We start from the raw sequence: 18308 nt of genomic DNA on the forward strand, positions 1-18308 counted from the left end.
GGTCAGTTAACTGACCGATCCCAGAGCAACCGACCGAACTCGTTAGCGGGGGCCGTGGGGGCGTGACCGGATCGTTGCCTCCGGCTGCCATAGTTTCGTCGTGCGTGTCACAGGGCCGGGCTACTTTGGCCCCGTGAGTCGAGCCACCCTCCTTGCCCGCCGGTCCACGGCGCACCGCGGGCTGCTCGCGCTCGTCTGGCTGCTCGTGGCGGTCCTGACCGGCGCGCTGGGCCTGACCGTCGGCTGGACGCAGGCCGCCGCCACGGCGGGCGCCCGCGACGGGCTGGCCGCGGCCGAGCCCTCCGGGCGGGCGGTCCAGCTCGCCACCCGGATCGCCGACGGCGCCGAGGCCGACGCCCAGGACGCGCGCGTCCAGCAGGTGCTCGCGGAGCTGCTCGACGGCGTGCCGCACCGCGTCACCTATGACGTGCGGACCGAGCCGCAGTACGCGGCGGGAGCCGACGGCGACGACCTCGGCCGCTGGTCGGTGGCGCTCCTGCCCGCTCCCTCGCGCCAGGAAGCCCTGTCCGGGGCGGGTGCGAGCGGCGTCACCCTCGTGGACGGCGCGTGGCCGGCCGCGAAGGACGAGGCGGCCCTCCAGGTGGACGCGGCCCAGGCCGCCGGGCTGACGGTCGGCGACACGCTCCGGCTGGGCGTGGACCCCGAGGACCCCACGGGCACCGGCACCCCGGTCACGGTCAGCGCGACCTGGCGCGTCACCGAGCCGGACGACGCGGGCTGGCTCGGCGACCCGGCCGTGCTGACCGGCGCGGACGGCGCCCACCCCGGACCCGTCGTGGTGAGCGCGGACGTCCTCACCGGCCTGGACACCGACCCGTTCGCCCGCTGGACCGTCGTGCCCGACGGCGGCGCGATCACCCCGGCCGACCTGCCCGCCCTCGCGGCCCTCACCCCAGAGGTCGAGCGGACCCTGGGCGAGGACGCCGACATCGCGCCCCGCGGGCTGACCGTCACGGGCACGCTCGACGTGACCGCCGCCGACCTGGGGGCCGCGCTGCGCGCCGCCGACGCCGTCGCGCTCGTCCCGCTGTCCCTGCTGGCGCTCGTCGGCCTGGTCGCGCTGGTGCAGGTGGCCCGGCTGCTGGCGGCGACCCGGGAGGGCGAGGTGGCGCTCCTGGTGTCCCGCGGAGCCGCACCCGGCACGGTGACGGCGGCGTCCGCGGTGGAGGGCGCGCTGCTCGCCCTGACCGCGGCCGCGGCCGGCGGGGTCGCCGCATGGGGCGCGCTGCGCGCGGTCGTGGGCGCCGACCCCGGGGCGGCCGCCACCGCCGGTGCGCCCCTGGCCGTGGCCCTCGCGGTCGCCGTCGTGGCCTCCGCGACGCTCGTCCTGGTCGCCGCGCTGCAGGCGCAGGCGGCGGTGCGGCGCCAGGTGACCGACCGCTCGGGGCGCGTGCGCCAGGTCGCGGCGCTCGGCACCGTGGTGCTGACGGTCGCCGCCGCCGCGGTGAGCGTGACCCAGCTCCTGCGCTACGGCTCGCCGCTGGTGACCACCCCCGGCGGCCTGCGCACCGACCCCACGGCGGCCGCCGCGCCCGCGCTCGCGCTGGCCGCGCTCGCCGTCGCGGCCATGGCGGTGCTCGGCCCGGCCACGCGCCTGTGGGCGGGCCTCGCCGGGCGGTCGCGCGGCGTCGTCGGCCCGCTCGCCGCGCGGCAGGTGGCCCGCCGCATCGTCGTCTACGTGGTGCCCGTGGTCCTGCTCGTGCTCGCCGGCGGGGCCGCGACCCTGGCCGGCGGCTACGCCGGCACCGCGGAACGCCTGCGGGACGACGTCGACGTGCTCACCAACGGCGCGGACGTGCGGGTCACCGCGCCCGAGAGCGGGCGCCTGGACCCGGCCCCGTTCCTGCCGGGCGGGACCGGCCCCGGCGGCAGCGCCGTCGCTTCGGCGCCCGTGCTGTCCGGGACCGCCTACTCCGACGGCCTGCCGGTCACGATGCTGGCGCTGCCCGCCCCCGCCGTCCCGCAGGTGGTGCGTGCCCCGGCGGAGGTGCTCGACGTCGAAAAGCTGGCCGGCGACCTGGCGAACGACGCCTTCGCCGACGCTCCCGCCCTGCCCGACGACGCCCGCGACGTCACCCTCACCGTGCGCGCCGGCATCGACGAGACCGGCGGCTTCGAGCTGGCCGACTGGGCCCCCCGGCACGAGCTCGACCTGTCCCTCGTGCTCGCGGCACCCGACGGGTCGGTCGCGACGGTCGAGCTCGGGCAGCTCACCGAGGGCGGCGGGACCGACGGTGCCCTCGGCGCGGAGCCGGCCGAGCACGAGCTGACCGGCGAGGTGCCGGCGCCCCCGCAGGGCCAGGCCTGGCGGATCGCCGCGCTCGACGTCGACACCCGGCCCGGCTGGTCGATCGCCGAGGTGACGCTGGCCGTCGAGGGCATCACGGCCGGCGGGCAGGACGTCGAGCAGCCCGCGTGGACGCCGTCGGAGACCTTCGACGGACCCTCGGGGCTGGTGCTGACGGAGGGCAAGGCCGAGCTCACGATCGCGCTGGGCGAGGACGGCGCCACCGCGGCCAGCCGGCTGCGCCTCCTGAGCAGCTCCGAGGCGACGCCGGTGCCGCTGCTGGCCTCGTCGTCGCTGACCGGCGCGCTCGGCGTGACCACGGGGGACACCTTCGAGCTGACGCTCGGCGGCACGCGGCTGCCGGTGCGGGTCGTGGCGTCGTCGGGCACGGTGCCCGGCGCGCTCGACCCCTACGCGGCCCTGCTGGACCGCGGGGCGCTCGCCGCCGCGCTGGTGCGCGACGTGAGCGACCCGGTCCTGACGAACGAGGTCTGGCTCGCGGCCGGTCCGCCCGGCCCGGCCGGACCGGCGGCGGCCGTGGCGAGCCTGGCCCGGGACGCGACGGACGCCGCCGAGGCCGCCGGCACGAACAGCCGGGAGCGGCCCGCCGTGAGCACCCCGGGCTATGGCTCGGCCGACACCGCCGTGCCCGTGCGCGTCTCGTTCTGGCTCGCCGCCGCCGGGGCGACCGTGCTCGCGCTGGCCGGTGTGCTCGCCGTCGCGGTCGCCACGCTGCGCGAGCGGCGCGGCGAGGTCATCGTGCTGCGCGCCGTGGGCCTCGGCCCCGTGGCGCAGGGCCGGGCGCGGGCCGCCGAGCTGATCACGGTCGGGATCGTCGCTCTCGCCGTCGGCGCGGTCGCCGGGTGGGGCGTGGCCGGGCTGGCCGCGGGCGGGCTCGCCGCCGCGACGCTCACCGGGATCGACGCGGCGCCGCCCGCACAGCTCGTCCTCGCGACCGGGGGCACCGCCCTGGTGCTGGCCGCCGCGGTGGCCGGGCTGGTCCTGGTCGCGGCCGGGGTCGGCGGCCGCGTCGCCGCCCAGGCCCGCGACACCACCTACCGCGAGGAGGTCCGCTGATGGCGGCCCTGTCCGGGCTGGGCCTGCTCGCCCGGCGCCAGCTGCGCACGTCGTGGGGCGCGACGGCGGCGCTCGGCGTCGTCGCGTTCCTCGCCGCCGGGGTGCTGTCCACGGCGCCGCGCGCCGTCGCGACCATGCACGCCGACCAGGTGGCCTACGAGACCGCGACGGCCTCGGGCCCGGCCCGGGACGTGATCTCGGTGGTGGGCTCGATTCCCGGCCAGGCGCCGTCGGGCGGCTTCTACGACCCGGGCGCCGTCGGCAGCGGCGTGCCGGACGAGCCGGACTGGGCGCCGTTCATCGAGAACCTGGACGCCGTCCGCGCCGGGTCCCCCGAGCCGCTGCGCTCGGTGATGGGCGCGCCGCTCTTCCACGTGACCTCGACCGACCCCGCGTACACCGTCCCGGAGCGCAGCTCCCAGCTGGCCGAGGCCAAGGTCTTCCTCCGCACGGCCCCGGACCTGGACGAGCGCGCCGAGCTGGTCGAGGGCCGCTGGCCCACCGCGACCGCGGGGCCCGTGTTCCTGGGGGACGAGCAGTCCGTGAGCCAGCCCACCGAGCGGGCGCCGGCGTTCGAGGTCGCGGTCTCGCGCGCCGTCGCCGAGACGTACGGCTGGGAGCTCGGCGGCCGGTACGACAACCTCTCCGGCTCGGGCGTGATTGCCCTGGCCGGCCGCTACCCGTCCCTCGTCGTCACCGGGATCTTCGAGACCGGCGACCCCGACGCGGACTACTGGCTGCACCACGCCCTGGGGGCCAGGGCGTCCGTGATCGCGGACCCGAACCGCGGCCTGCTCGGCACCGCGACCGCCTACGTGGACCCGGCCATGATCACGCCGCTCACCCTCGGCGTGGCCGAGACCCGCGTCTGGTTCCCGGTGAGCACCGACGGCCTGACGGCCGCCGAGGTTCCGGTGCTCCTGTCCCAGATGAAGGGCCAGTCGGCCAACACGTTCCTCGTCGCTGCCGGCCCGGACGACCCCACGCCGCTCCAGCTGCGGCCCACCAGCCGGCTCACCGAGATCCTGGAGAGCCTGCTCGCGCAGCGCACCGGGGTCGACGCGATCGTCGCGGTCCTCGCCGTGGGGCCGCTCGGCGCCACCGTGGCCGTGCTGGCCCTGGGCGCTCGGCTCGTCGTCGACCGGCGGCGCTCCGCGCTCGCCCTGCTGCGAGCCCGCGGCGCGTCCGGCACCCAGGTGCGGCTCCTCATGGGCGGTGAGGGCCTCGTCGTCGGGCTCGGCTCGGCGGCCGTCGGGTTCGCGGCGGGCCTGGTGCTCTCGGCCGCGGCCGGCCTCGATGCCCCCGTCACCGTCGCCCAGGTCCTCTTGGCGGTGGCCGCGGGCCTCGCCCCGGCCGTGGCCCTGGCGCTCGCGACGTCGCCCGCCGGCCTGCGGACCACGCGGGCGGACCTCGCGCCGCGCTCGCGCAGCCGGGTGCGCTGGGTGCTGGAGGTGCTGGTCGTCGCGGGCGCGGCGCTCGCGACGTGGCTGCTGCTCTCGCGCGGGGTCGTGGCTGGTTCGGGCGCCGGCTCCGGGTCCGGCGTCGACCCGCTCGTCGCCGCGGCACCCCTGCTGGTCTCCCTGGCGCTCACGCTGCTCGCGGTCCGCGCGTACCCCTGGCTGGCGCTCGCGGCCGAGCGGGCGCTCGCACCGCGGCGCGACCTGGTCCCGTTCCTGGGCGCCGCGCGCGCCACGCGCGACCCCGCGGGCGGTCCCGTCCCGGCGATCGCGCTGGTGCTCGCGGTCGCCGTCGCGGCGACCTCGGCCGTCCTGTACTCCACGGTCTCCGGCGGCGTGGTCCGGGAGGCCTGGCGCGCGACCGGCGCGGACCTGCGGGTCTCGGGTCCCGTCGTCGACGCCCCGGTGGCGGAGCAGGTAGCCGCGATCGACGGCGTCGCGGCCGTGTCGCCGGTGGGCGACGTCGGCGACGGCCTGCTGCAGGGCGTGGGATCCTCGCCGCGCGTCGAGGTGTGGACGGTGGACGCGGCCGAGCTGACCGTCGCGCAGCAGGACGTCGAGGGCGCCCCCGAGACGCTGGCCGACCTGGCCGGGCCGGGCGGCGCGGACGGCGACGGGGCGCTGCCCGTCATCCTCACGCCCGGCGCGGCAGGCCCGGGCGTCGGACCGGGGGCCACCGGGATCACGCTCACGACGCAGGAGGGCAACGTGCCCGTCCGGGTCGTCGACGTGGTCGACGAGCTCCCGGGTCTGCCGGCCGGCCGCTCGCTCGTCCTGGCCGACGCCGGCCGCCTCGCCGAGGCCACGGGCGACGTGAGCTACCCGCGCCTCGCCCTCGTCGGCCTGACCGACGACGCCGACCGTGCCGCCGTGACGGGCGAGATCTCGCGGCTGCTCCCGTCGTCGGTCGTGGAGGACCCGGACCAGGAGGCCGACGCCGTGCTGGCGGCGCCCGTCTCGGGCGGGCTGGCCATCGCGTTCGTGCTGGCCGTGCTGCTCGCGGGGCTGCTGTGCGCGGGGGCCGTGGTGATGACGCTGATGCTCGCCGCCCCCGCGCGGGCGCGGCTGCTCGCGGTGCTGCAGACCCTCGGCCTCTCGCCCCGGCAGGGTCGCGGGCTGGTCGGCTGGGAGATCGGGCCCTGGGCGGTGGTGGCCCTCGTGATGGGCGCCGTGCTCGGCGTGGTGGTGCCGGAGCTGGTGCTGGCCGCCGTCGACGTGACCGCGCTGACCGGCGGCCCCACCCAGCCCGACGCGCAGTACGACCCGGCGCTGCTGGGCGCGGCCGCCGTCGGCTTCGTGGTGGTGGTGCTGGCCTCGGTCGGCGTGGCGGCTGCACTGAGCCGCCGCGGCGAGGTGGCCGCCCAGCTCCGGATGGGGAGCAACGACTGACATGAGGGAGAACCGATGAGCACGACCATCGAGCTGACGGGCGGCGGCGCGCCGGCCTCGTCCGGGCCGGCGGCCGGCGGCGAGATCCGGTGCGCCGACCTGGTGCGGATCTTCGCCACCGACGGCGTGGAGGTGCAGGCCCTGCAGGGCCTCACGCTGACGGTCGAGCCCGGGGAGATCGTCGCCGTCGTGGGCGCGTCCGGGTCGGGCAAGTCCACGCTGCTGACCATCCTGTCCGGCCTGGACACGCCGACCGGCGGGTCCGCCGTGGTGGCGGGCACCGACCTGCTGACCATGGGCCACGCCGAGCGGGTGCGGTACCAGCGGTCCACCGTCGGCTTCGTCTGGCAGCAGACGTCGCGCAACCTGCTGCCCTACCTCACGGCGACCGAGAACGTGCGGCTCCCGCTGGAGCTGGCCGGCTCGCTGCCGCGGCGCGAGCGCGCGCGCCGGGTCGAGGCGCTGCTCGAGCTCCTGGAGGTCGGGCACGTGGCCGGGCGGCGGCCGGGGGAGATGTCCGGCGGCGAGCAGCAGCGCACCGCCATCGCGGTGGCCGCGGCCAACAACCCGCGCGTGCTGCTGGCCGACGAGCCCACCGGCGAGCTCGACGAGGCCACCTCGGTCGAGGTGCTGGAGGCCCTGCGCGGCGTCAACCGCGAGACCGGCGTGACCACCCTGATCGTGACGCACGACCCGACCGTGTCCGAGCACGTCGCGCGCACGGTCCAGATCCGGGACGGCCGCACGTCCACGGAGACGCTGCGCCGCACGGAGGTCGACGAGCACGGCGCCGAGCGGCACGTCGCGGAGGAGTTCGCGGTGGTCGACCGTGTCGGCCGGCTGCAGCTGCCGCAGGACTTCGTGCACGCGCTCGACCTGCGCGACCGCGTGCGGCTGGCGCTGGAGCCCGACCACGTGGGCGTGTGGCCGGCGGCGCCGGGCCAGACGATGGAGCCCCACCCGCCGGCCGAGCCTGTCGAGACCCCCACCGAGGAGGACCGATGACCACCACCACCCCGGCCCGCACCGTGCTGCGCGCCGAGAGCCTCACCCGGGTGTTCGGCAGCGGCGCCGGCGAGGTGCGCGCGCTGTCGGACGCGACCCTGGAGGTGGCCGCCGGCGAGCTGCTCGTGGTGCGCGGCCCGTCCGGTTCGGGCAAGACGACGCTGCTGAACCTGCTCGGCGGGCTGGACCGGCCGACGTCGGGCGGCGTGTGGCTCGGCGACGCCGAGCTGTCCGCGCTGGGGGAGCGCGACGTGCTGGCCGCGCGGCGCGACCGGATCGGCTACGTGTTCCAGTCGTTCGGCCTGGTGCCCGTGCTGTCCGCCGCGGAGAACGTGGAGGTCCCGCTGCGCCTGCGGCGCACGCCGCAGGGCGAGCGTTCGCGGCGGGTGGCGGAGGCGCTGGACGCCGTCGGCCTCGGCGGGCACGCGAAGCAGCGGCCGTACGAGCTCTCGGGCGGACAGCAGCAGCGCGTGGGCATCGCCCGCGCGCTGGTCGCCGACCCGGAGGTGCTGCTCGCGGACGAGCCCACCGGTCAGCTCGACTCGGGCACGGCGGCCATGGTGATGGACCTGCTGGCCAGGGTGGTGCACGAGCGTGGTGTGGCCGCCGTCGTCTCCACGCACGACCCCGAGCTGATGGCGCGGGCCGACCGGGTGGTGGAGCTGCGCGACGGGCAGGTCGTGGACCGGGCGAAATAGGCGCCTGACCGGGTGAATTCTCTGCCGGGGCCGCTCACGCCACCCGTGTTACGGCTGTGAGAACTACCTGGTCGGAACTGTTGCTCGGTGTTACCCGTGGATACCGAGATGGTCACAACTCGGTGGAGTTTCTCGGGTGGTGGTCATCGGCATGTCCAGGGAGCGGTTACGTTATTCCGTGATACCACGGGGCGCAACGAAGCGTCCGCATCGCTCCGGACGGCACCCGCCGTGCCGGGGTGTACTGCTACCCAGGAGGACACGTGACACCTCGTAAGCGACTTGTGGGGCTGGGCGCTTTCGCGCTCGCCTCGTCGCTCGTGCTGACCGCTTGTGGCGGTGGCAACAGCGGAGACGACGCGACCGGCGACGGCGCCAGCGCCGGGATCGTGACGATCAGCAACGGCGAGCCCCAGAACCCGCTCGTCGGGTCGATGACCAACGAGACCGAGGGTGGACTCGTCGTCCAGCAGCTCTACTCGGGCCTCGTCTACTACGACGCCGAGGGCGTCGTGCACAACGAGATCGCCGAGTCGATCGAGTCCGACGACAACCAGACCTGGAACATCACGATCCAGGACGGCTGGGAGTGGTCCGACGGCACGCCGGTCACGGCGGCCAACTTCGTGGACGCCTGGAACTGGGCGGGCTACGGCCCGAACGGTGCCAAGGGCGCCGGCTTCTTCGAGCCCATCGAGGGCTTCGCCGAGGCACAGGGTGTGCCCGAGTTCGACGACGAGGGCAACGTCTCCGGCATGGCCGAGGAGCCGACCGCGGAGACGCTGTCCGGCCTCGAGGTTGTCAGCGACACCGAGTTCACGGTCAAGCTGACCCAGCCGGAGTCCGACTTCCCGATCCGCCTGGGCTACTCGGCGTACTTCCCGCTGCCCGACGCGTACTACGACGACACCGCGGCGTTCGGCGAGAAGCCGATCACCAACGGTCCGTACGAGCTGGAGAGCTGGGAGCACGAGTCCGAGATCAAGCTGGTCCCGAACGAGGCCTACAACGGCCCGCGCAAGGCCCAGAACGGTGGCCTGGACTTCATCGTCTACACGGACGAGAACACCTCGTACGCCGACCTGCAGGGCGGGAACCTCGACATCCTCGAGAACGTCCCGACCTCGGCGATGAGCACCTTCGAGGACGACCTGGGCGACGGCGCCATCAGCGAGCCGTCCGCCAGCTTCGCGGCCATGACGGTCCCGGAGTGGCTCCCCGAGTTCCAGGGCGACGCCGGCCTCAAGCGCCGTCAGGCCCTCTCCATGGCGATCAACCGTGAGCAGATCACGGAGACGATCTTCGCGGGTACCCGCATCCCGGCCACCGACTTCACGTCGCCGGTCATCAACGGCTGGACCGGTGAGATCCCGGGCAACGAGGTCACCACGTACAACGCGGAAGAGGCCAAGAAGCTCTGGGACGAGGCCAACGAAGAGGACCCGCTGCCGGACGACTACGTCCTGACGATCCACACCAACACCGACTCGGACCACCAGGCGTGGGTCGAGGCCGTGTGCAACGGGTACATCAACGACCTCGACATCAAGTGCGAGATGACCGGTTACCCGACGTTCGACGAGGTCCTGAACGAGCGCGACAAGGGCCCGAAGGGCAAGGTCGACGGCCTGTTCCGTGCCGGATGGTCGGCTGACTACCCGTCGCTGCAGAACTACCTCGGCCCGCTCTACAGCAAGGCCGCCCTGGCCGGCTCGAACGACGGCCGTTACGAGAGCGACGAGTTCGACGCCGCCCTCAAGGCAGCCGCGGCCGCGCCCTCGCTGGACGAGGCCAACGTGCTCTACAACAAGGCACAGGAGATCCTGTTCAAGGACCTCCCGGGTATCCCGCTGTGGTACTACTCCACGACCGCTGGGCACTCCGAGTACGTGGACAACGTGGAGTTCGGCTGGGACAGCATGCCGCTCCTGTACGAGGTCACCAAGTCGGAGTGACTGTGATCACGTCCGGTCCGCCGGCGTGAATCATCACCCCAGGTGACGGGCGGGGCGCGTGAACTGCGCGCCCCGCCCTCCACTGTGCGGAGCCAGAACACCGGGCGACGTCCTGGAGAATGTTCCGCAGCCATCTACCAAGGAGACCTTCGAATGCTCTGGTACATCGGACGCCGGCTGCTGCAGGTGATCCCCGTGTTCCTCGGCGCCACGCTGTTGCTGTACGGGCTGGTGTTCCTGCGCCCCGGCGATCCCGTGGCGGCGCTGGGCGGCGAACGCGGCCTGTCACCTGCGGCCGAGCTCGCGATCCGCGAGGCGTACCACCTCGATCAGCCGTTCTTCATGCAGTACCTCTACTTCCTCAAGGGTGTCTTCACCTTCGACATGGGCGTGACGTTCACCGGCCGCCCGGTCGTCGACGTGATCGCCCAGGCCTTCCCGGTGACGTTCCAGCTCGCCGTCATGGCGATCGTCATCGAGACCGTCTTCGGCATCGGCTTCGGCCTGTACGCGGGTATCCGCAAGGGCAAGCTCTTCGACTCGACGGTGCTCCTCTGGAGCCTGGTGCTCATCTCCCTGCCGACCTTCGTGATCGGCTTCGTGATGCAGGCCGTCGTGGGTGTCCAGCTCGGCTGGCTGCCCATCACCGCCGGCCGTGACCCTGATTTCATCAGCCTGTTGATGCCCGCGATCGTGCTGGCCACGACCTCGTTCGCCTACATCTTGCGACTGACACGGACGTCAGTCGTCGAGAACACCACGGCGGACTTCGTGCGGACCGCCCGGGCCAAGGGCCTGCCGCGGGGCAAGGTGATGACACGCCACGTGCTGCGCAACTCGCTGATCCCGGTGGTCACCTTCATCGGCATCGACCTGGGCAACCTCATGGCGGGCTCGATCGTGACCGAGGGAATCTTCAACATCAACGGCGTCGGCGGAACTCTCTACCAGGCGATCATCCGCGGCGAGAACGTGACGGTGGTGTCGCTGGCGACCGTGCTCGTCATCGTCTACATCTTCGCCAACCTGATCGTGGACGTCTTCTACGCCGTCCTGGACCCGAGGATCCGTTATGCCTGACAACCGCTACGAGAAGACTCCCCGTCCGGGGCAGGAGCGCTTCGTCGCGCCTCCGGAAGAAGTCAAGGTCGGCGTGATCGACGCCGTCGACACCTCTGAGGCGCCGAGCAGCCTCTGGGCCGACGCCTGGCGCGACATGCGCCACCGGGCGCTGTTCTGGGTGTCCGCGGCACTGATCGTCTTCGTCATCCTCATGGCGGTGTTCCCCGGGCTGTTCACCACGGCCAGCCCGACGGAGTGCCACCTGGAGAACTCGCTGGGCGGGCCCACCGCGGGCCACATCTTCGGGTTCGACAAGCTGGGCTGCGACATCTACGCCCGCGCCGTCTACGGGGCAAAGGCGTCGGTCACGGTGGGCATCCTGTCCACGCTGTTCGTCGTGGTGATCGGCACCCTCATCGGTGCGATCGCCGGCTACTTCGGCGGCTGGCTCGACACCATCCTGTCCCGGTTCACCGACATCTTCTTCGCCGTGCCCTTCGTGCTCGCCGCGATCGTCATCATGAGCCTGCTCGACGACCGCAACGCGCTGGTGGTCGCCGTCGTGCTGGCGGTGTTCGGGTGGACGTCCATCGCCCGCATCACGCGTGGCGCGGTGCTCGGCGTGAAGAACAACGAGTTCGTCACCGCCGCCAAGGCGCTCGGCATGAGCCGGGGCGCGATCCTCGGCAAGCACGTGCTGCCCAACTCGGCCGCGCCGATCATCGTCTACGCGACGGTCGCGCTCGGTACGTTCATCGTCGCGGAGGCCACGCTGAGCTTCCTCGGCATCGGCCTGCCGACGTCGACCGTCTCCTGGGGCGGCGACCTCGCCAAGGCGCAGCAGTCGATCCGGGTCGCCCCGGAGATCATGATCTACCCGGCGACCGCGCTCGCGCTGACCGTGCTGAGCTTCATCATGATGGGCGACGTCGTGCGCGACGCCCTCGACCCGAAGGCGAGGAAGCGATGAGCACCACGATCACCCTCACCGACGGGACCACCGAGGAAGCCCCGGTGCCCGTCGAGAAGCACGACGACACCACCCCGCTGCTCGAGATCAAGGACCTGCAGATCTCGTTCAAGACGGCGACCGGCACCGTCGAGGCCGTCCGCGGCGTCGACCTCACGGTCTACCCGGGGCAGTCCGTGGCGATCGTGGGCGAGTCGGGCTCCGGCAAGTCCACGACGGCGCACGCGATCATCGACCTGCTGCCGGGCACCGGCAAGGTGACCGGGGGGTCCATCTCGTTCGGCGGGCGCGAGCTCGTCGGGCTGGGGCGCAAGCAGGTCGAGGACCTGCGCGGCCGGGAGATCGGCCTGGTTCCCCAGGACCCGATGTCCAACCTGAACCCCGTGTGGCGCATCGGCGCCCAGATCGACGAGGCGCTCGTCGCCAACGGCTTCCAGGGTGGCAAGGCGGAGCGCACCGCGCGCGTCGCCGAGCTGCTGAGCGAGGCCGGCCTGCCCGACGCGGACCGGCGTGCGCGCCAGTTCCCGCACGAGTTCTCGGGCGGCATGCGCCAGCGCGCGCTCATCGCGATCGGCCTGGCCTCGCGGCCCAAGCTGCTCATCGCGGACGAGCCGACGTCGGCCCTCGACGTGACGGTCCAGAAGAAGATCCTGGACCACCTGGACGGCCTGACCTCCGAGCTGGGCACCGCGGTCCTGTTCATCACGCACGACCTGGGCCTGGCCGCGGAGCGCGCCGAGCACCTCGTCGTGATGTACAAGGGCCGGGTCGTGGAGTCCGGGCCCGCGCTGCAGATCCTCAAGGACCCGCAGCACGAGTACACCAAGCGGCTCGTGTCCTCGGCCCCGTCGCTGGCCTCCCGGCGTATCCAGTCCGCGCACGAGCGCGGGCAGGAGTCGGACGACCTGCTCGCCGAGCACGCCGACGAGGCGGAGACGACGGCGCCCGACGTCGTCGTGGCGAAGGACCTGACCAAGGTGTTCACCATCCGTGGCTCCCGGCCGGGTTCGCACACGAACTTCACCGCGGTGGACGGCATCGACTTCACGCTGCCCAAGGGTCACACCCTGGCGCTGGTGGGCGAGTCGGGCTCCGGCAAGTCCACGGCCGCCAACATGGTGCTGGGGCTGCTCGAGCCGACGTCGGGCACCGTCATGTTCGACGGCAAGGACGTCATGAAGATGTCCGCCAAGGAGCAGTTCGCGCTGCGCCGCCGCGTGCAGCCGGTGTTCCAGAACCCGTACGGGTCCCTGGACCCGACGTACTCGATCTTCCGGTCGATCGAGGAGCCGCTCGTCCTGCACAAGGTGGGCGACCGCAAGGCGCGCGAGGCGCGGGTGCGCGATCTGCTCGACATGGTGTCGCTGCCGCAGGCCACCATGCGCCGGTTCCCGAACGAGCTGTCGGGCGGGCAGCGGCAGCGCATCGCCATCGCGCGTGCGCTGGCGCTCAAGCCCGAGGTGCTCGTGCTCGACGAGGCCGTCTCGGCGCTCGACGTGCTGGTGCAGGCGCAGATCCTGACGCTGCTCAACGACCTGCAGGCCGAGCTCGGGCTGTCCTTCCTGTTCATCACGCACGACCTGGCCGTGGTCCGGCAGATCGCCGACCTGGTGGCCGTGATGAAGGACGGGAGCATCGTGGAGCACGCGACCACCGACGAGGTGTTCGACAACCCGCAGCAGGAGTACACGCAGGACCTCCTGGCGGCGATCCCGGGCGCGAGCCTGGAGATCGGCGGCTGACCCCGCTCCTCCCACGTACGTGTCAGACGCTCAGGTCACCCCGGTGACCTGAGCGTCTGACACGTTCCGGGGGTGTGCACCGCATCCGGGGGTGTTCACCGCACAGTGACACGGTCGACACCTGGCGATTTCGATTCGCGGGTAAGATGGGTGGTGCTGCGAGACCGGTCCCCACGGGACCAGAGTCCGCGCCCCTGACCTCCCTTCTGGAAATGAGTGCTTCGTGACCGTGCCTGCAACCGCGCCGACCTCGGCCCGTGCGACCCGTTCCGACCTGCGTAACGTCGCGATCGTGGCCCACGTCGACCACGGCAAGACCACGCTCGTGGACGCCATGCTCAGGCAGTCCGGATCCTTCGGCGCCCGTCAGCACCTCGAGGACCGCGTCATGGACTCGGGTGACCTGGAGCGTGAGAAGGGCATCACGATCCTCGCCAAGAACACCGCGATCCGGTACTCCGGTCCCGCGGCGGCGGCGAACGGTGAGGCCGAGGGCATCACCATCAACGTCATCGACACCCCGGGCCACGCCGACTTCGGCGGCGAGGTCGAGCGCGGCCTGTCGATGGTCGACGGCGTCGTGCTGCTCGTCGACGCGTCCGAGGGCCCGCTGCCCCAGACCCGCTTCGTGCTGCGCAAGGCCCTGGCCGCGAAGCTGCCCGTCATCGTCGTCGTGAACAAGGTCGACCGCCCCGACGCCCGCATCACCGAGGTCGTCGCCGAGACGACCGACCTGCTGCTCGGCCTCGCCGGCGACCTCTCGGACGAGGTCGAGGACCTCGACCTGGACGCCATCCTCGACGTGCCCGTCGTGTACGCGTCGGCCAAGGCCGGCCGCGCCTCCACCGACCAGCCCGCCGACGGCGGCCTGCCGGACAACGAGGACCTCGAGCCGCTGTTCGCGACCATCCTCGAGAAGATCCCGGCCCCGACCTACGAGGAGGGCGTGCCGCTGCAGGCGCACGTGACCAACCTCGACGCGTCGCCGTTCCTCGGCCGCCTCGCGCTGCTGCGCATCCACAACGGCACCCTGTCCAAGGGTCAGAGCGTCGCGTGGGCCCGCCACGACGGCACCCTGCAGAGCGTCAAGATCACCGAGCTGCTCGAGACCAAGGCGCTCGACCGCGTGCCGACCGACAAGGCCGGCCCCGGCGAGATCGTCGCCGTCGCGGGCATCGCCGACATCATGATCGGCGAGACCCTCACCGACATCGACGACCCGCGTCCGCTGCCGCTCATCACGGTCGACGACCCGGCGATCTCGATGACCATCGGCATCAACACCGCCCCGCTCGCGGGCAAGGGCGGCAAGGGCCACAAGGTCACCGCCCGCCAGGTGAAGGACCGCCTTGACGCCGAGCTCATCGGTAACGTGTCGCTCAAGGTGCTCCCGACCGAGCGTCCTGACGCCTGGGAGGTGCAGGGCCGTGGTGAGCTGGCCCTGGCCATCCTCGTCGAGCAGATGCGCCGCGAGGGCTTCGAGCTCACGGTCGGCAAGCCGCAGGTCGTCACGAAGCAGATCGACGGCAAGCTCCACGAGCCCATGGAGCGCATGACCATCGACGTGCCCGAGGAGTACCTCGGCGCCATCACGCAGCTCCTCGCGCAGCGCAAGGGCCGCATGGAGACCATGACGAACCACGGCACCGGCTGGGTCCGCATGGAGTTCATGGTCCCGGCGCGCGGCTTGATCGGCTTCCGCACCCAGTTCCTCACGGACACCCGCGGTACCGGTATCGCGGCCTCGATCTCCGAGGGCTACGAGCCCTGGAACGGCCCGATCGAGTCGCGGATGACGGGCTCGCTCGTCGCGGACCGCGCCGGCAAGGTGACGCCGTTCGCCATGATCAACCTGCAGGAGCGCGGCTCCTTCTTCGTGGACCCCACGCAGGAGGTGTACGAGGGCATGATCGTCGGCGAGAACTCGCGGAACGAGGACATGGACGTCAACATCACCAAGGAGAAGAAGCTGACGAACATGCGGTCCGCCACCGCCGACAACTTCGAGAACCTGATCCCGCCGCGCAAGCTCACGCTCGAGGAGTCGCTGGAGTTCGCGCAGGAGGACGAGTGCGTCGAGGTGACCCCCGAGGTCGTCCGCATCCGCAAGGTGATCCTGAACGCCACGGACCGTGCCCGCGCCACGGCTCGCGCCAAGCGCAACTGACGCACCCGCGCCGCTGAGTGCTGGATCTTCGCCCATGAACTTGCGTTCTGAGGGCGAAGACCCAGCACTCAGTGCTTTCTCCGGGGGCGTGCTGGCGGTGCACGCGCATCCCGACGACGAGACCCTGTCGACAGGCGGACTGCTGGCGGCCTTCGCCGCCGCCGGGCGGCCGGTGCACGTCGTGACCTGCACCCGCGGGGAACGCGGCGAGGTCATCGCCCTGCCCGGTACGACGTCGGAGGGCCGCGCCGGGCTGGAGGGCAACGGACCCGCGCTGGGCGCGTACCGCGAGACCGAGCTGGCCCGTGCGCTCACGGCGCTGGCCGGCGGCGCGGACGGCGCGATCCGGCACTCGTTCCTCGACGCCCTTCCCGCGGTATCTGCGCAGGTAAACAGGGTTGTGGACCCTGTTCCGGGTGCGCCGGCGGGGTCGGGCTCCGCGGCTGTTCCCGGGCCCGTCTCCGAGCCGGCGGACGGGGTGCGGTACGAGGACTCCGGCATGACCTGGGTCGCGCCCGGCGTCGCCGGCCCGGCACCCGACTCCCCGCCGACGGCGTTCGCGCGGGTGCCGCTCGACGAGTCCGCCGGGCGGCTCGCGGCGCTGATCCGCGAGTGCCGCCCCGCCGTCGTCGCCACGTACGAGCCCGGCGGCGGATACGGGCACCCCGACCACGTGCGCGCGCACGAGGTGACGGTGCGCGCGCTGCGCCTCGCGGCGGATCCGGCGTGGGAGCCGGGCTCCGGCGTCGTCGGGCGGGGTGGCGAGGCGGTTTGCGGAGGTGAGCCGGGCTCCGGCGTCGGGCGGCGGGGCGAGCCCTGGGCCGGGGCCGAGCTGTGGCAGGCCGTCGCCCCGGCGGCCGAGGTGCGCGCGGCGCGCGCGACGCTCGCCGCCCTGCCCGAGGCGCTGGCCCTGGCCGCGACCCACGCCCTGACCCTCCCGGACCCGGCGGAGGACCTCCCGCCGTTCGCGAAGGAGGACCTGCCCGGATGGTCGGCAGAACGTCAGGTGGTCGGTAGCTCGGACTACCGATCACCTGACGGACTACCGATCACCCGGATCAGCGGTGGCGCACGGGTCGACCTCAGCCGGGTGCTCGGGCGAGTTGTGGGCGCTATGCGGGCGCATGCGACCCAGGTGCAGCACGCGGACGTGCTGCCGGAGGCCGTCGGGGTGGTCGCCGGGTGGTACGCGCTGTCCAACGGGGTGCTGGCCCCGATCCTGACGACGGAGACCTACGCCGTCGTGGATCCGCTCCGCTGACCGGTACCCCCGTCGTCCGGACATCTCGCCCGGACACCTTGCCCGGACACCTTTGAGGCCTAAGTTTCTTCGCTTTGCGGTTGCTCAAAGCGAAGAAACTTAGGCCTCGAAGGGGATGGCCTTGCCGAGATCGGCACGTTGCCGCGTGCCGGACGGCGGGCGCCGGGGTCAGCGCTCCTGGAGGGCGTCCAGGCCGATCGCCATGGCGGTCACGAGCCGGCGGTCGAGCCGCGGGTCCTGGACGTTCACGACGTACCGGTCGCGCAGGCCCCACTTCTTCTCGACGCTGAACGCGGGGCGCCCGTCGATCACGAAGTCGAAGTGGTACGGCAGCCACGCGAGCTCGATGAGCCGCCGGATCACGGCGACACCCATGCTGCGCTCGGTCCCCGTCGCGACGCCGAGGCCCGGCTGCTCGACGTGCCAGGTGCTCCGCAGCAGCGACCTGGCGAAGTCCTTGCGGAACGTGCCGATCGGCGTGCCGCCCGCGTCGACGACGTCGTAGGTGGCGCCGAGGTCGACGACCTGGCGGGCCTTGAAGCCGAGCACCGCCTCCCGCTTGGTGTCGTCGGTGTAGAGCGTGACCTGCTCGCGGAACGCGACGCGCTTCTGCTGGGCGAAGGCGTAGAGGTCGCCCTCGGAGCCGTCGGGCAGCGCGCCCCGCACCTCGTACTGGTTGACCAGCATGCGGATCCGCTGTCGGACGATGAGCTGCGTCTGTGCCTGGAGGGTGTTCACCCGCGGGAGTGTTCCACATGCAGTGTGTTCCCAGCCGCATGCTGGACAATGCTCCGGTGAACTCACCCCGGCGTCCTCTGGGACGAACGATCGTCCGCACCCTGCTGGCCGTCGCGCTCGGCGTGGTGATGGGTGCCCTCGGGACGGTCGTGCACCGGTACGGGGACGACTCGCTGTACCTCGGGCTGGTGCTCGCGTTCGCGCTCACGGCCGCGGGCGGCGTGCTCGCCCGCGCGTGGGCGGGCTACGGCACGCTGCTCGGTTTCGGCGTCGGCTGGGTCGCCGTCGTGCAGGCCCTGTCGCTGCCGGGTTCCGGGGGCGACGTCGTCGTCCCGGCGGGCGTTCTCGGCATGGTCTGGTCGTACTCGGGGGTGGCGATCCTGGCGATCGTCGCGTTCCTGCCGTCGTCCTGGTTCGCCGAGGTGCCGGCCCGGCGGGATCGGCCTGCTGCCTGACCTCTGCGGTTCTTCGCAGGGTGG

At 72.9% G+C, this 18308-nt stretch carries 12 protein-coding genes; 11 read left to right on the top strand and 1 reads right to left on the bottom strand.

Annotated elements, in window-relative coordinates:
* Nucleotides 1-133 precede the first annotated feature (133 nt).
* The 10 genes from ACFU5G_RS13335 (at nucleotide 134) to ACFU5G_RS13380 (ending at nucleotide 17091) form a co-directional block, all read left to right on the top strand.
* On the top strand, nucleotides 134-3385 hold the full coding sequence (locus ACFU5G_RS13335) for a hypothetical protein (protein WP_377244963.1): 3252 nt from the start codon (nucleotides 134-136) through the stop codon (nucleotides 3383-3385).
* Nucleotides 3385-6231: an FtsX-like permease family protein gene (locus ACFU5G_RS13340; protein ID WP_377244966.1), complete on the top strand. Its 2847-nt coding sequence runs from the start codon at nucleotides 3385-3387 to the stop codon at nucleotides 6229-6231. The genes ACFU5G_RS13335 and ACFU5G_RS13340 overlap by 1 nt, the downstream gene beginning before the upstream one ends.
* Before the next feature lie 15 nt (nucleotides 6232-6246).
* A complete protein-coding gene (locus tag ACFU5G_RS13345) occupies nucleotides 6247-7236 on the top strand; it encodes an ABC transporter ATP-binding protein (RefSeq protein ID WP_377244969.1) in 990 nt (329 codons plus the stop codon).
* On the top strand, nucleotides 7233-7934 hold the full coding sequence (locus ACFU5G_RS13350; protein ID WP_377244972.1) for an ABC transporter ATP-binding protein: 702 nt from the start codon (nucleotides 7233-7235) through the stop codon (nucleotides 7932-7934). The genes ACFU5G_RS13345 and ACFU5G_RS13350 overlap by 4 nt, the downstream gene beginning before the upstream one ends.
* 263 nt (nucleotides 7935-8197) lie before the next feature.
* A complete protein-coding gene (locus tag ACFU5G_RS13355; protein ID WP_377244975.1) occupies nucleotides 8198-9889 on the top strand; it encodes an ABC transporter substrate-binding protein in 1692 nt (563 codons plus the stop codon).
* Nucleotides 9890-10042: 153 nt separating this feature from the next.
* Complete coding sequence (locus ACFU5G_RS13360) at nucleotides 10043-10969, top strand: ABC transporter permease (protein ID WP_377244978.1); 927 nt, start codon at nucleotides 10043-10045, stop codon at nucleotides 10967-10969.
* Complete coding sequence (locus ACFU5G_RS13365; RefSeq protein ID WP_377244981.1) at nucleotides 10962-11921, top strand: ABC transporter permease; 960 nt, start codon at nucleotides 10962-10964, stop codon at nucleotides 11919-11921. The genes ACFU5G_RS13360 and ACFU5G_RS13365 overlap by 8 nt, the downstream gene beginning before the upstream one ends.
* Nucleotides 11918-13663, top strand: a complete 1746-nt coding sequence (locus ACFU5G_RS13370) for a dipeptide ABC transporter ATP-binding protein (protein WP_377244984.1) — start codon at nucleotides 11918-11920, stop codon at nucleotides 13661-13663. The genes ACFU5G_RS13365 and ACFU5G_RS13370 overlap by 4 nt, the downstream gene beginning before the upstream one ends.
* 223 nt (nucleotides 13664-13886) lie before the next feature.
* Entirely contained in the window at nucleotides 13887-15830 is a 1944-nt protein-coding gene (gene typA / locus ACFU5G_RS13375) for a translational GTPase TypA (protein ID WP_376770148.1), read from the top strand.
* A 34-nt stretch (nucleotides 15831-15864) separates the two neighbouring features.
* Nucleotides 15865-17091: a PIG-L family deacetylase gene (locus ACFU5G_RS13380; RefSeq protein WP_377244986.1), complete on the top strand. Its 1227-nt coding sequence runs from the start codon at nucleotides 15865-15867 to the stop codon at nucleotides 17089-17091.
* 168 nt (nucleotides 17092-17259) lie between these two features.
* Here ACFU5G_RS13380 and ACFU5G_RS13385 read toward each other — a convergent pair whose 3' ends face one another.
* Nucleotides 17260-17829, bottom strand: coding sequence for a hypothetical protein (locus ACFU5G_RS13385; RefSeq protein WP_377244989.1), 570 nt, complete (start codon nucleotides 17827-17829; stop codon nucleotides 17260-17262).
* A gap of 56 nt (nucleotides 17830-17885) precedes the next feature.
* Here ACFU5G_RS13385 and ACFU5G_RS13390 point away from each other — a divergent pair, with 56 nt between their 5' ends.
* Nucleotides 17886-18284, top strand: coding sequence for a hypothetical protein (locus ACFU5G_RS13390; RefSeq protein WP_377244992.1), 399 nt, complete (start codon nucleotides 17886-17888; stop codon nucleotides 18282-18284).
* Nucleotides 18285-18308: the final 24 nt, after the last annotated feature.

This window comes from Promicromonospora sp. NPDC057488 (genome assembly GCF_042802395.1).
Lineage (GTDB): Bacteria > Actinomycetota > Actinomycetes > Actinomycetales > Cellulomonadaceae > Promicromonospora.